Source organism: Herbaspirillum autotrophicum, from assembly GCF_001189915.1.
Classification (GTDB): Bacteria; Pseudomonadota; Gammaproteobacteria; order Burkholderiales; family Burkholderiaceae_D; genus Herbaspirillum; species Herbaspirillum autotrophicum.
In genome coordinates, this window is the sequence record NZ_LFLS01000022.1 from 22,683 (window position 1) to 35,546 (window position 12,864).

Annotated in this window: 14 protein-coding genes; 7 read left to right on the forward strand and 7 right to left on the reverse strand. The window is 56.2% G+C overall.

Going from position 1 to position 12,864, the window contains the following annotated elements; all coding sequences use genetic code 11:
- Positions 1-23: 23 nt before the first annotated feature.
- From AKL27_RS16990 to AKL27_RS17010, 5 genes are all read left to right on the forward strand, one after another.
- The gene (locus tag AKL27_RS16990; protein ID WP_050464049.1) at positions 24-1,007 is read left to right on the forward strand and encodes an NAD-dependent epimerase/dehydratase family protein; all 984 of its coding nucleotides are present in this window, start codon (positions 24-26) and stop codon (positions 1,005-1,007) included.
- 303 nt (positions 1,008-1,310) lie between these two features.
- Positions 1,311-1,811 carry a phytanoyl-CoA dioxygenase family protein gene (locus tag AKL27_RS27800; RefSeq protein WP_157056969.1) on the forward strand — a complete coding sequence of 167 codons (501 nt, stop codon included), beginning with the start codon at positions 1,311-1,313 and terminating at the stop codon, positions 1,809-1,811.
- Positions 1,808-2,608, forward strand: coding sequence for a TylF/MycF/NovP-related O-methyltransferase (locus AKL27_RS17000; RefSeq protein ID WP_050464051.1), 801 nt, complete (start codon positions 1,808-1,810; stop codon positions 2,606-2,608). The genes AKL27_RS27800 and AKL27_RS17000 overlap by 4 nt, the downstream gene beginning before the upstream one ends.
- A 122-nt stretch (positions 2,609-2,730) precedes the next feature.
- The gene (locus AKL27_RS17005) at positions 2,731-3,687 is read left to right on the forward strand and encodes an FkbM family methyltransferase (RefSeq protein WP_198155999.1); all 957 of its coding nucleotides are present in this window, start codon (positions 2,731-2,733) and stop codon (positions 3,685-3,687) included.
- 105 nt (positions 3,688-3,792) lie between these two features.
- On the forward strand, positions 3,793-4,659 hold the full coding sequence (locus AKL27_RS17010) for a class I SAM-dependent methyltransferase (protein WP_050464053.1): 867 nt from the start codon (positions 3,793-3,795) through the stop codon (positions 4,657-4,659).
- 30 nt (positions 4,660-4,689) lie between these two features.
- On the opposite strand, the gene rfbD is transcribed toward AKL27_RS17010, so the two are convergent.
- The 4 genes from rfbD to rfbG all read right to left on the reverse strand — a co-directional run bounded on the left by rfbD (position 4,690) and on the right by rfbG (position 8,382).
- Positions 4,690-5,601, reverse strand: coding sequence for a dTDP-4-dehydrorhamnose reductase (gene rfbD, locus AKL27_RS17015; protein ID WP_050464054.1), 912 nt, complete (start codon positions 5,599-5,601; stop codon positions 4,690-4,692).
- Positions 5,598-6,143 carry a dTDP-4-dehydrorhamnose 3,5-epimerase gene (rfbC, locus tag AKL27_RS17020; protein WP_050464111.1) on the reverse strand — a complete coding sequence of 182 codons (546 nt, stop codon included), beginning with the start codon at positions 6,141-6,143 and terminating at the stop codon, positions 5,598-5,600. Before rfbC ends, rfbD begins: the two co-directional genes overlap by 4 nt.
- A gap of 114 nt (positions 6,144-6,257) precedes the next feature.
- Complete coding sequence (galE, locus tag AKL27_RS17025; protein WP_050464055.1) at positions 6,258-7,268, reverse strand: UDP-glucose 4-epimerase GalE; 1,011 nt, start codon at positions 7,266-7,268, stop codon at positions 6,258-6,260.
- Between the two features lie 34 nt (positions 7,269-7,302).
- Entirely contained in the window at positions 7,303-8,382 is a 1,080-nt protein-coding gene (gene rfbG / locus AKL27_RS17030; RefSeq protein ID WP_050464056.1) for a CDP-glucose 4,6-dehydratase, read from the reverse strand.
- 421 nt (positions 8,383-8,803) lie between these two features.
- Between rfbG and AKL27_RS17035 the strand changes: the two genes are divergently transcribed.
- Entirely contained in the window at positions 8,804-9,469 is a 666-nt protein-coding gene (locus AKL27_RS17035) for a VUT family protein (protein ID WP_050464057.1), read from the forward strand.
- Here AKL27_RS17035 and ttcA read toward each other — a convergent pair.
- The 3 genes from ttcA to AKL27_RS17050 form a co-directional block, all read right to left on the reverse strand.
- Positions 9,459-10,418, reverse strand: coding sequence for a tRNA 2-thiocytidine(32) synthetase TtcA (ttcA, locus tag AKL27_RS17040; RefSeq protein WP_050464112.1), 960 nt, complete (start codon positions 10,416-10,418; stop codon positions 9,459-9,461). The genes AKL27_RS17035 and ttcA overlap by 11 nt on opposite strands.
- Before the next feature lie 18 nt (positions 10,419-10,436).
- On the reverse strand, positions 10,437-10,832 hold the full coding sequence (locus AKL27_RS17045; protein WP_050464058.1) for a dihydroneopterin aldolase: 396 nt from the start codon (positions 10,830-10,832) through the stop codon (positions 10,437-10,439).
- A gap of 78 nt (positions 10,833-10,910) precedes the next feature.
- Complete coding sequence (locus AKL27_RS17050) at positions 10,911-11,675, reverse strand: SDR family oxidoreductase (protein WP_050464059.1); 765 nt, start codon at positions 11,673-11,675, stop codon at positions 10,911-10,913.
- Positions 11,676-11,702: 27 nt separating this feature from the next.
- Here AKL27_RS17050 and AKL27_RS17055 point away from each other — a divergent pair, with 27 nt between their 5' ends.
- A complete protein-coding gene (locus AKL27_RS17055) occupies positions 11,703-12,863 on the forward strand; it encodes a class I SAM-dependent methyltransferase (RefSeq protein WP_050464060.1) in 1,161 nt (386 codons plus the stop codon).
- Position 12,864: the final 1 nt, after the last annotated feature.

Here is a 12,864-nt window from a genome sequence, read left to right on the forward strand (position 1 = left end):
AAACCTGAAGCACAGGATAAGCAGTGTCGACACTTTTGATCATCGGCGGTACCGGATTTTTCGGAAAATCGATTCTGGACGTGTTTCAGCGCGGTGGTCTGGCGCGCTGGGGCATCGAGCGGGTGATCGCCATGTCGCGGCATGCGACGCGGCTGCGCGATGAAGCGCCCTGGCTGGTGGCGGAGCGGGTTGAGTTGTTGTGTGCCGATATTGCACAGGTGGACGCATTGCCGGCGGCGGATTTCGTGATTCATGCGGCAGCCTCGACCGATGCCCGGAAGTATAAGGAACAGCCGGCGCAAGAGCGCCGCAATATCGAGGCCGGCATTGACAATTATTGTCGGCTCGCGGGTCGGTATCATGCCAGCAGCAAGATTGTGTATGCCAGCTCCGGTGCCGTCTATGGTACGCAGCCGGCAGACCTGGAAGGCGTTCCGGAAGACTTCATCAGCGACGATCAGGAGCGGATACCGGAAGAGAAGCGCGAATATGTCTATGGCAAACGGGCTGCCGAAGACGCAGTCCGGCAGCTTGGCGCACAGGGGTTGTCGATCAGTATCGCCAGATGTTTCGCTTTTGTCGGTCCATGGTTGCCGCGTGACCAGCATTTCGCGATAGGCAATTTTTTGAATGACGGATTGCATGGCAGGCCCGTCACCGTTAAAGCCAGCAAACAGGTGTATCGCAGTTATATGCATGCCGACGATCTGGTGGAGTGGCTGATGACGATTGCCGCCCATGCCGGTCCGGAGTGCCCTTGCTATAACGTCGGCTCGGAGCAGGCAGTGTTGATGGGGGAGCTGGCGCACGTGGTCGCAAAGCAATTTGATGTACCGGTCAGTGTTGCCGCCATCACCGACGCTGACATTGATCGTTATGTGCCATCGACCAGGAAGGCGGCCCGCGAGTTGGGGTTGCACCCGACGCGGGATCTGCAGACTGCCGTTGCGGAAAGTATTCTTTCCGTCAGGCAGGCCGAGGTAAATAAATTGAAGGCAGGCCGGTAACGGCAGGAGGGCGTCGTGACGCAGGTATCGAAAACACAATCTGATTTTGCCCATGCAGGTTTTACGGTCTGCAAGAATGCGCTCGGCCAGGATTTGCTGGACAGCGTAAGAGCAGATCTGATTGCATTGGCACATCTGCTGACCGGCAAGCATTTTGCATCGGCCGATGCTTGCTGGAATTATTTCCGCGCATTCGATCGTAAAGCCGGCAGCACGTTTTACAACGGTTTCAAGCATCTGCCATCGGTACATCAAATCAGTGCCAGTGCACAGATAATTGAGGCCTTGAAGCATGGCGCCGGCATGTCTTTGCCGGCACTGGTCGATGTCAATTGTCGTATCGACGCCAATGGCGAAGATAAATTCCTGTTCGACTGGCATCAGGATTACTGGTTTTCAGTTTGTTCTCCGCAGGCAGTGGTAGTCTGGATTCCGGTAGAAGCCATCAGTGAGGAAACCGGGAGTCTGGAATTGATTTCCAATGCCTGGACTGATGGCAGGATTTTCAAAACGCGTGCCGGCGACGTCTACCACTCCTATGCCGATGCGGTGGTGCTGGACGACAGCATTCCCACCGAGCGGGCATGTTCTGCAACCGGTTTGCTGGATCGCGGCGATATCCTGCTGTTCAAATTCAATACGCTGCACAAGTCGGAGCCGGTTCGGTCTGGGAGCCGCTCCAGATTCACAATACAACTGCGATTTGCCGATTATGGCGATCCTGAGTTTCAGGGAAATTGCTTTAAGCCAGGTGTCGTTAATTCTCGTCAAGTCGATTTTTTAGTAAAGGAAGGTCAAAAATGAGTATCTGGGATCTGAAAAAACACGATGCGCCCTTAGTGCAGATGTACGGCGTTCACTCCGAAAAAGACAAGCAGTACTGGGAGGGTTTCGGTGCGCTGCAGGAGAAGTTCCCGCACTCGACATTGCATACATTGACGCATTGGCCGGTCTATACGAAACGCATTCTGATGACCAGATATCTGGCCCATTACGAACTGTTCAAAATGACAATGGATCTGCCAGGCAGTATCGTTGAGCTCGGTGTTTCGCGTGGCGTTTCATTTTTCTCTTTCCATAAGTTCCTGGAAATCTTTCTGCCAACCGACACGTCGAAGAAAGTCTATGGTTTCGATTCGTTCGAGGGTTTGAATGATTTTTCGGAAAAAGATGGCACCACCAACTACGACGTTACCAGCGACAAGAAGGATGGCGGCTGGTCTGCGGAAGGCGTGGAGGCAGAGATTTTTGCGCTGGCCGAGCTGTTCAATGCCGACAATATCCTGGCGCGCGAGCGTTCGCGTCTGATCAAAGGCCGGGTTCAGGACACGATGGAACAGTTCCTGCAGGATACGCCGGGACTGCGTATCAATCTTCTCCATTTCGATCTGGATCTGTACGAACCGACCCTGTATACGCTTGAGAAGCTGTGGGATCTGGTGGTGCCGGGCGGCGTGGTGGTGTTCGATGAATACGGTCTGCCGCCATGGGGTGGCGAAGCAACGGCATTCGACGAATTCCGTGCCAAGCGCAATCTGACGGTCAAGTTGCACAAGTTCAGCTGGTGCCTGACACCGACTGCGTATTGCATCAAGGAATAACGCGCTTGTCTGCGCGCTGTCCGATCTTGAAAGCAAGAGCGGGCAGGGTGCAGCAATCTTGTGCGGAAGTACCTGCTGGACGGCCCGGGTCGCGCTGGAAAATAAAATGAGAAGAGATGGCAATGTCAAACAATGGAAATCCGTCGATGCAGAACAGCGTCCAAATTCAGATCAATGAGTTGTATCAGGTTCTGGCTCATCCGCTGCAAGAGACTGCATCGCAACAAGGCATTCAGATAAAGATCGCGGCGCATTACGTCGACTTCATCAGACAGAACAATATCATCCGTCTGGCCGTCAAGCATTTCGTCTATGCGCACGACATCATCAAGGCCTTCGACTACTATTTCAGTGCAGTGGAACCCGAGAATTTTCACGGTTTCCGGCTGGTGGATTATTCATTGCCGAAGTACCACGAAGTGCCAGGATATGCCTTTGGGCCGGTCTATTTCCCGTCTCTTTCAGAGCCGATGGTGACGACCGTGCAATACCTCGATTTTGCCAATTTGAAGCCGGGCTCCAATGTACTCGATCTGGGTGCTTATTCCGGTCTGACCTCGATCATGTTCAAGGAGCGGGTCGGGCGACTTGGCAAGGTTGTCGCGGTGGATGCGGATGAACAAAATGTCGGTGCAATTGAAAAAAACTTCAAAATGTACAAGCAGCATACCGGGAACGATATTGATCTGCTTTACGCGGCGGTATGGAGCCACTGCAACGGCTTGAGCTTTTCATCTGAAGGCAATATGGGGTCCAGTGCTTCGGAGATCGTCGGCAATAATCGGGGAAACAACTTGCTGGTCAAGTCTCTGACATTGGACAAAATAGTAGAAATTGCGAAACTGGATCATCTCGATTTCATCAAGTGTGATGTCGAGGGGGCGGAGGCCGTCATTTTCGAGCAAGCCGATTTTCTGATTTCCAGAAAGCCACGGATCATTATCGAGCCGCATTTTGTCGGCGGTGTTGAAACCACCGAAAAATGTATTCGGGACTTGGCCAAGTACGGCTACCAGTGCAAGCGTCTGCATCAGACCGGCGTAGATGTTCCTCTGCTGGAATGTCATCCGCCCTCGTAACAACCTGCGGCATCTTCTGATGCCGGGTGGTGGCGTTGACGTTGCGTGATTGCGCAGTCGTGGTCATGCCGCTCCGTGTGACGGATACACTTTGAGAGATGTAAGATGAGCAAAGATCGCATCGCCAAAAGCTGCATTTGCTGTGGCGGCAAGGTACTGAACAAATCGCCTGCAATACTGATGCCCTTTGTCGCCAAACGGGTGTTCGATCACGAACCGGTGATGGTATCGCCCGAATGGGGCATGCAAGATTTGCAAACGGGTATGGCTTATTCGGTTTGCAACACCATTCAATGCAACGATTGCGGTGTCACGTTTCTTGATATTCGTTTTTCAGACAGCGAGATGGCGGCGCTGTATGCAAATTATCGCGGCGAAGAGTACGAGCGACTGCGCATCCATTACGAGCCGGGCTACGCCAGGCGTGCCGCGGCTTATACCGGCCGCTTCACCTACATTGATCAGATGGATGCCTTTTTGCGTCCGCTGGTGCCGGCTGCACCGGCGATTCTTGACTGGGGCGGAGACACCGGCAGAAATACGCCGTTGCTGCAACAGGCCAGTCTGGTGCACGTCTACGATATTTCGAATGTGGCGACGGTGGATGGCGTCAGTGCCGTCAGCATGGACATCGTGAAGCAAACCAGATATGACCTGATCGTATGCAATCAGGTGCTCGAGCATGTGCCCTATCCGTTCGACTTTATCGCAGAGATGGCGGCGGTGATGGATGATGACACCATCTTGTGCATTGGCGTGCCATATGAAAATCTCATGCGCAGTCAGCCGGCTTCGCGGGAAATCTACAAACAGAAACACCACTGGCATGAGCACATCAATTTCTTTTCCGCAGAGTCGCTGCAGAAAATGGTGATGCGTGCCGGTTTGCGCCCGGTGGAGATGATCTTGATTGATGCAGTGCAGGGGGATCTGAAAGGCTGTATTGCAGTTCTCGCCTGCCGCCGCGCTTGACCGCTTTGCGGTTGCCGCTGGCAAGGCAGTTTAGTGATCATTCGCGATGAGTTCGCTGAGGCAGGCGGTGACATCGGATTGCCACGCCGGCATCGTGATCGCAAACGTCTTCTGCATTTTTTCCAGTGACAGACGCGAGTTCAGCGGTCTGGCTGCCGGTGTCGGATAGGCCGCGGACGGAATCGCTGCAATCTTATCGGCAGTGGCCTTGATCGCCATCCGGTGCGCTTGCAGTTGTGTCGCGATAAAGCAGGCATATTCATGCCAGGACGTGGCACCGCCAGCAGTCAGATGGTAAAGACCGCTGGTCGCGCGCAAGTCGTCCAGCATTGCTGTATCACCGATGCCATTTGTCAGCAGATGGCGCGTGACATCGCTGATGGTTCTGGCCCAGGTCGGTGCGCCAATCTGATCAGCGACAATGGCCAATTGTTCGCGCTCCTGCATCAGGCGCATCATGGTCTTCAGAAAATTGTTGCCGTGTACCCCATAGACCCAGCTGGTTCTGAATATCCAGTGTGCTTCGCAGGCAGTGGCAACAGCCAGTTCCCCCGCCAGTTTGCTGCGGCCATAGACGTTCAGCGGGTTGGTCGCATCGTCTTCCTCATAGCTGCCATTCTTGCTGCCATCAAACACATAATCAGTCGAATAATGAATCATACCGGCACCCAGTGCCTGTGCTTCCTGCGCCATCACCGCCGGTGCTTCGGCATTGATGCGCATGGTCAGTTCCGGTTCGCTTTCGGCTTGATCGACCGCGGTATAGGCCGCGGCATTGATGAGCAATTGCGGCTGGTGGTAGCGGATGACCGCACGCACCTGATCGGGATCGGTCAAATCCATGTGTGTGCGATCAAGCGCAATCACCTCGCCCAGTGGCGGCAACTGCCGCGCCAGTTCATAACCGATCTGACCGTTGGCGCCGATGAGCAGGATCTTCATGGGTAGGTGTCGGCATGCTTGAGCGGCAGGCCGAGCATGTCTTTCGCAGACAGGATGGGCGCCGCCTGCAGTTGCCAGTCAATGCCGAGGTCCGGATCATCCCAGCGGATGCAGCGTTCGTGTGCGGGCATCCAGTAGTCGGTGGTCTTGTATAAAAATTCGGTATCGTCAGCGAGCGCCACAAAGCCATGGGCGAAGCCGGGCGGTATCCATAACTGGTGCTTGTTGTCGGCAGACAGAACCGTGCTTGTCCATTGCCCGAAGCCGGGGGAGCTGCGGCGGATGTCGACAACCACATCCAGTGCCGCACCGCGAATGACGCGCACCAGTTTGCCTTGCGGATGCACGATTTGATAATGCAGGCCGCGCAGCACGTTTTTTGCCGAGCGCGTGTGATTGTCTTGCACGAAGACCGGCGAGAGGCCGGTCAGTTCAGTGAAGCGGCGGGTGTTGAAGCTTTCGTAGAAGAATCCGCGCGCGTCACCGAAAACTTCCGGTGCGATGCAGAGGACTTCGGGAAGCGAAGTGGGGCTTGTCTTCATGTCCGTATTTCGGTTGGCGCCCATGCCGGCGTGATTGATATTGCCGGCATTGTACGGCCAGAGTGGTCCGGACGCACCGGCTGCAGAGCAGCTATGCGACCGGATTGTCCGCAATCAGACCCGAAACCCGTTCGGATTGGCAGTCTGCCAGCGCCAGGCGTCGGCGCACATGGTTTCCAGCGAACGGGTGGCTTCCCAGCCCAGCAATTGCCTGGCTTGTGCCGGGTCGGCATAGCACGAGGCAATGTCGCCGGGGCGGCGGGCGGCAATGGTATAGGGCAGTGTGCGGTTGCTGGCTTGTTCGAAGGCTTTGACCACGTCCAGCACGCTGTAGCCGATGCCGGTGCCGAGGTTGACGGCGAAGCATTGCGGCTGTTGCAGATATTCGAGTGCCTTGACGTGACCGACGGCGAGGTCGACCACGTGGATGTAGTCGCGCACGCCGGTGCCGTCTGGTGTCTGGTAATCGCCGCCCCAGATGTTCAGGCGTTCGCGTTTCCCGATGGCAACTTGCGCCACGAATGGCATCAGGTTGTTTGGAATGCCTTGCGGGTCTTCGCCGATCAGGCCGCTTTCATGCGCGCCGACCGGATTGAAATAACGCAGCAACGCGATTTTCCATTCAGGATGCGCCAGATGGAAGTCGCGCAGCATGTCTTCGATCATGATCTTGCTGCGACCGTAGGGATTGCTGGCCGACAGCGGATGCGCTTCGTTGAGCGGCAAATATTGCGGGTTGCCGTAGACCGTGGCCGACGAACTGAACACCAGGGTGCTGACGCCGGTAGCTTGCATGGCTTCCAGCAGGCGCACGGTGCCGACCACGTTGTTGTCGTAATACTCGAGCGGCTTGGAGACTGACTCACCGACCGCCTTGAGGCCGGCGAAGTGGATCACGGCATCGCAAGCGTACTCGCGCAGTGCCTGTTCCAGTGCGTTACGGTCACGGATATCGCCAATCACCAGATCCACTTTCTTGCCGGCAATTTTTTCAACACGTGCCAGCGATTCCTGGAAGCTGTTGCAAAAATTGTCGAATACCACCACGCGGTGACCGGCGTTGAGCAGTTCCACGCATGTGTGTGAACCGATATAACCGGCACCGCCTGTAACGAGAATGTTCATGATGTGTTGTTGGCCAATGTTGAATAACCGACAATTATGTCAGATTCTGGTAAAACTCGATTTGGGTTTCACTCAGACTGCGCAAATCTTCATTGTTGATGTACCCGCCGTACCATTGTGCCGTCAGTTCCAGTGCCGTGTACAGTTCCAGTTTCGGAATCCAGTCCAGCCGCTGGCGTGCCTTGGAAATATCCAGGCGCAGCAAGGCCGCTTCATGCAGCGCATTGGCCTGGCTTTCGATTCTCACTTCGACCGGTTTCACCTCATTCTTTTGCAGGGAATGATTGAACGTCGCGCATAACTGGCTGACCGTTTGCAGATCGGTATCCGCCGGTCCGAAATTCCAGCTTTCGGCAAATGTCTGACCCGACTCGAACAGTTTTTGCGCGACCGACAAGTAACCCGCCAGCGGTTCCAGCACGTATTGCCACGGACGGATCGCATGCGGATTGCGGATGCTGACCGACTCTTCCTTCTCCAGCGCACGGATGAAATCCGGGATCAGACGGTCAGCGGCAAAGTCGCCGCCGCCGATGACGTTGCCGGCGCGCACGCTGGCGATGGCGACATCGCTGTCCTTGCCGTGCTGGAAGTAGGAGCGGCGGTAAGCCGCGGTCACCAGTTCGGCGGCACCCTTGCTGCTGCTGTACGGATCGTGTCCGCCCATCGGATCATCTTCACGATAACCCCACAGCCATTCACGGTTTTCATAGCACTTGTCGCTGGTGACGATGATCACCGAGCGCACGCTGGACGTGTGCCGTACCGCCTCCAGCAAATGCGCCGTGCCCATGATATTGATGGCGAAGGTATCGATCGGCGAAGCATAGGAACCGCGCACCAGCGGTTGCGCCGCCAGATGGAACACGATGTCCGGTTGTACTTCGGCCATGGTATCGCTCAGGTGTTTCAGATCGCGCACATCGCCGGTGGTGGTCTGGACACAGTTGTGCAGACGCGCCAGATGAAACAGACTGGGATTGGTCGGTGCCGGCAGTGAATAACCATACACCTTGGCGCCCAGACGGCTGAGCCAGAGGGTCAGCCAACTTCCCTTGAAGCCGGTATGTCCGGTGATGAATACGCGCTTGTCGCGCCAAAATTGTGCTGCCATCAAGCTTCCTCATGCACGAAAGAGAAATCGCGAGGCGAGCGCAGTGCAACGGCGCGCGCTTTGGCATTGGCTACAGGCACCACCAGACTGCCTTGGCCAAGGCAGACTCGCGGCCCCCCAGCTGTCACGACTTTCATATTTTTGATTGATTGTTGTTTTGCGACTGAGCTTCAACTGCTGGTATTGCACTCAGTCAAGTAACGTTCAGATTAAATCATGCGGGTTTCAGGATTCAAGCGAGGATCAGGAGGGTGTTTAGCATTCAATCCGTGCAAATATGCGCATTCTGACGGGACGGGGAGCACAGAAATGACAAGTTCTCCCTCGTAGCGGTGCAAAAAAAGCACGGGCGATGATTTGACGTGCAGGCCGAATCGGTCCAGCATGGCGAGTCGTTTTTTTGTATCGCCATTGTGTAAATATGCGTTTTTTCCCCGGCTTCCGTCTGCGTCAATTCAGCGCCCTCAGGTTATCCGATCTGAAATGGTCGTATGTGCTGGCCCATGCGCTGGTCATTGCCATCGCCAATGTGACGGTGCGCTATCCGTTTCCATGGGCGCCCGAGGCGTTGACCTGGGCGGCATTCGTTGCGCCGCTGGCATTCTTTGTCACCGACTTGTGCAATCGTTACCACGGCGTGGGAATGACGCGTCGCGTGGTCGTCGCCTCATTTGTGATTGCCGTGGTGATTTCCTGGTTTGCCGCCGATGCGCGCATTGCGCTGGCCAGCGGCAGCGCGTTCTTGTGCGGCCAACTGCTCGATGCCGCCATTTTCAACCGGCTGCGTGGCCGTGTCTGGTGGCTGGCGCCGACGGTATCGGGCGTGCTGGCCTCGATGCTTGATGGTTTGCTGTTTTTCTTGCTGGCGTTCGCCGGCAGCGGCTTGCCGTGGGTGAACTGGGCGCTGGCGGATTACGGCATCAAGCTGGCCATGATTTTCATGATATTGCCGCTGTATGGCGTGATCATTTTCGGCGGCAATTTCAAACGCAATTTGCGCGACAGCCTCGGCGGCACCGACGCCGGTTCCGGTGCCACGCCGGCGCAGACGTCCGCCGGACACCGGTCTGATCCGCCTAGTCGCTGACCTGCAATGGAATCACGTTAGGCGCGATGCCGGTTGAACATGGCTCGTCGTCAAACGCGATATCGCCGTTGGCATCGGCCACGCCGGTTGCCTTGAGGTCGGCGAAACCGAACAGATTGCGATCCATCAAATGCGATGGCGCGACGGTGGACAGAGAGGCGAAGATATTGTCGACGCGGCCCGGATGTTTCTTTTCCCACTCGCGCAACATGCCTTTGATTTGCTTGCGTTGCAGATTTTCCTGACTGCCGCACAGGTCGCAAGGAATGATCGGGAATTGCTTGACCCCGGCATACCGCGTGAGATCCGCTTCGTGCACGTAAGCCAGCGGCCGGATCACGATTTGCTTGCCATCATCCGATTGCAGCTTGGGTGGCATGCCTTTGAGTTTGCCGCCGAAAAACATGTTCAGGAAAAAGGTTTCCATGATGTCGTCGCGGTGGTGGCCGAGCGCAATCTTGGTCGCGCCGAGTTCGGTCGCAACCCGGTACAGGATACCGCGCCGCAGACGTGAACACAGGGCACAGGTGGTTTTTCCCTCCGGCACCACGCGCTTGACGATGCTGTAGGTATCCTGATTTTCGATATGAAAAGCGACCCCGAGTTCGGTCAGGTATTGCGGCAGGATATGGGCCGGGAAGTTCGGTTGTTTCTGGTCCAGATTGACGGCGATGATATCGAAGTGAATCGGCGCCCGTTCCCGCAGCGTCATCAGAATATCGAGCATGGCATAGCTGTCCTTGCCGCCGGACAGACAAACCATGATCTTGTCGCCATCCTCGATCATGTTGAAATCGCCGATGGCCTGCCCCACCTGACGGCACAGCCGCTTGTGCAGCTTGTTGTTTTCGTAGGCGATTTTTTCCGCCTGTTTCAGCGTTGGTACGGCAGCGCTGGCAGCAGCATCAGTTGCCGGCGGTGGCGCCGGATGTTCAAGAAGATCGTTCATGGTCGGTCCTGCCGTCATTCAGGTAGAAGATTTGATGCCGAATACTTCGACCCCGACTGAATCGCAGTCGGGATAGACATCCGGTTTTTCGGTCGAAACCCGTGCCGCCAGCACCTTGGGGTGGGTCAACATGGCTTTGAGTACGTCATCGCACAGGGTTTCCTGCAAGTGAATATGGCCTTCGGCCATGCGCTTGGCGATCGTGCTGCGAATGAAATCGTAATCGACCACTTCGGCCAGCAGATCGTCTTTCGGCGTCGACAAGGCCAGCGGAATGAACAAGTCGACATTGATCAGGATGCGTTGTTCACCCTTCTTTTCGAATTCATGCACGCCGATGTTGATCAGCACTTCGTAATTGCGCAGGAACAGGCGGCGGCAGTTGCTTAATTCAGGGTGAGAAAGAGGGAACATGATTTTCAGTATTTCTATGTAAATGTCGGTAAGGCGTTAACGAGTACTTCGTGGGCTTGTCGGATGTGCCGGCGTCGCTTATTTGGCCAGGAACATGACATCGCGTTGCAGCGGAATCAAATGCTGTCCGCCGTCGACCAGAATGGTGGTGCCGGTAATCGCCGTGGCAGCGGCGACAAAGCAGACGGTGGCGGCGATATCTTCCGGCGTGCTGCTTTTGCCAAGCGGCGTGACGCGATGGGCTTTTTCAAATTCTGCCACCGTTTGCTCACCCGACATCATGGTAATGCCGGGGGCTACCCCGACCACCCGCACCAGTGGCGCCAGCGCCTGTGCCAGCAGCGTGGTGGCGCTCAGCAATGCGGCTTTCGACAACGTGTAAGACAGAAAGTCGGGATTGGGATTGTAAAGCTTCTGATCCAGCAAATTGATGACCACCGACTGACTGCCGGCCGGCGTCGCCGCATGCAGCGCCTGCGCCAGCAACAACGGCGCTGCCAGATTGGCGTGCATATGGGCGTCCAGTTGTGCGGTCGAAAAAGTGTCGGCGGTATCGTGTTCGAACAGCGATGCATTATTGATAACGCAAGACACCGGTCCCAACTGCGCTGCCTGGGCCAGCAATTGCCGTACTGCGGCCTCGTCGCGCAAGTCGCACGGCACCGCAATGGCGCGGCGACCAAGACTTTCAATCGCCTTCACGGTCTCCTGTGCTTCGGCGGCGGAGCGGCCATAATGCACCGCGATATCCCAGCCGTCGCGCGCCAGCGCAAGCGCAATCGTGCGGCCAATGCGTTTGGCGGCGCCGGTCACAAGAGCAACTTTTTGTTGGTGTGGTTTCATAGAAAGCAAATCAAATACAATACGGCCATGCAACTGCAATTACCAGAACCCGGCGCGGATGCGCTGCTCGCCTCGCGTGCGCTCCAGCAACTGATTACCGAAGAGATCCGTCAACGCGGCGGCTGGATTTCGTTTGCACGCTATATGGAACTGGTGCTGTATGCGCCTGAGTTGGGGTATTACAGCGGCGGCGCAGCAAAATTGGGCAAAGACGGTGATTTTACAACCGCGCCGGAGATTACGCCGCTTTTTGGCGCGACGTTGGCCCATTTAGCGACAGAATTGATGGCGCAGACCGTGGATGTCCTCCTCGAATTCGGCGCCGGCACTGGCAAGCTGGCATTCGATATCCTGACTGAGCTGAAAGCTGCGGGGCATTTGCCGCAGCATTATTTCATTGTGGAAGTATCGGCACAGTTGCGTGCGCGCCAGCAGGAGTTGTTGCGCGACTTCCCTCAGGTCAGTTGGCTGGACCGCTTGCCGCCGGCATTTTCCGGTGTCGTGTTCGGCAATGAAGTGCTCGATGCGATGCCGGTCAATCTGTTGCTCAAGAGCGCCGATGGCTGGCTGGAACGTGGCGTCACGCTGGACGATGCGGGCCGCTTTGCATTTGCCGAACGGGAAGTCGAACCGGCGCAATTGGCGCAATGGCTGGCGCAGATTCCCGACGCCGGCCAGCTGGACGTCGGCTATCTGACCGAAATTCACCCGGTGGCGCAGGGCTTCATGCAATCGTTGTCGACCATGTTGCTCAACGGCAATGGCGGCGCAGCGATATTGCTGGATTACGGTTTTCCGGCGCATGAGTATTATTTCTTCGAGCGCGCGCAGGGCACGCTGATGTGTCACTACCGGCATCACGCGCACGACGATCCGTTTTATCTGCCGGGCTTGCAGGATGTCACGGCCCACGTTGACTTTACCGCCATGGCGCGGGTGGCGGTTGACGCTGGGCTCGATGTGTTCGGGTATACCAGTCAGGCCGCATTCCTGTTGAATGCCGGGATCGGCGACTTGCTGCTGCGGACATCGCCGGAACAGCCGCAGATTTATCTGCCGCAAGCCAATGCCGTACAAAAACTGATTTCCCCGGCCGAGATGGGGGAATTGTTCAAAGTGTTGTCGATAGGCAAGAATGTGGATTGGCCTGCGCGTTTGCAGCGTCACGACCGCAGCCATCGTCTGTAAA

Coding starts and splice junctions, on each gene's coding strand:
- rfbD (WP_050464054.1), bottom strand. CDS start 5,601: ATGAAGATCCTGCTCATCGGCGCCAACGGTCAGATCGGTTATGAACTG.
- rfbC (WP_050464111.1), bottom strand. CDS start 6,143: ATGAAGACAAGCCCCACTTCGCTTCCCGAAGTCCTCTGCATCGCACCG.
- AKL27_RS17055 (WP_050464060.1), top strand. CDS start 11,703: ATGCAACTGCAATTACCAGAACCCGGCGCGGATGCGCTGCTCGCCTCG.
- galE (WP_050464055.1), bottom strand. CDS start 7,268: ATGAACATTCTCGTTACAGGCGGTGCCGGTTATATCGGTTCACACACA.
- AKL27_RS17000 (WP_050464051.1), top strand. CDS start 1,808: ATGAGTATCTGGGATCTGAAAAAACACGATGCGCCCTTAGTGCAGATG.
- ttcA (WP_050464112.1), bottom strand. CDS start 10,418: ATGAACGATCTTCTTGAACATCCGGCGCCACCGCCGGCAACTGATGCT.
- AKL27_RS17005 (WP_198155999.1), top strand. CDS start 2,731: ATGTCAAACAATGGAAATCCGTCGATGCAGAACAGCGTCCAAATTCAG.
- AKL27_RS17010 (WP_050464053.1), top strand. CDS start 3,793: ATGAGCAAAGATCGCATCGCCAAAAGCTGCATTTGCTGTGGCGGCAAG.
- AKL27_RS17050 (WP_050464059.1), bottom strand. CDS start 11,675: ATGAAACCACACCAACAAAAAGTTGCTCTTGTGACCGGCGCCGCCAAA.
- AKL27_RS17035 (WP_050464057.1), top strand. CDS start 8,804: ATGCGTTTTTTCCCCGGCTTCCGTCTGCGTCAATTCAGCGCCCTCAGG.
- rfbG (WP_050464056.1), bottom strand. CDS start 8,382: ATGGCAGCACAATTTTGGCGCGACAAGCGCGTATTCATCACCGGACAT.
- AKL27_RS27800 (WP_157056969.1), top strand. CDS start 1,311: ATGTCTTTGCCGGCACTGGTCGATGTCAATTGTCGTATCGACGCCAAT.
- AKL27_RS17045 (WP_050464058.1), bottom strand. CDS start 10,832: ATGTTCCCTCTTTCTCACCCTGAATTAAGCAACTGCCGCCGCCTGTTC.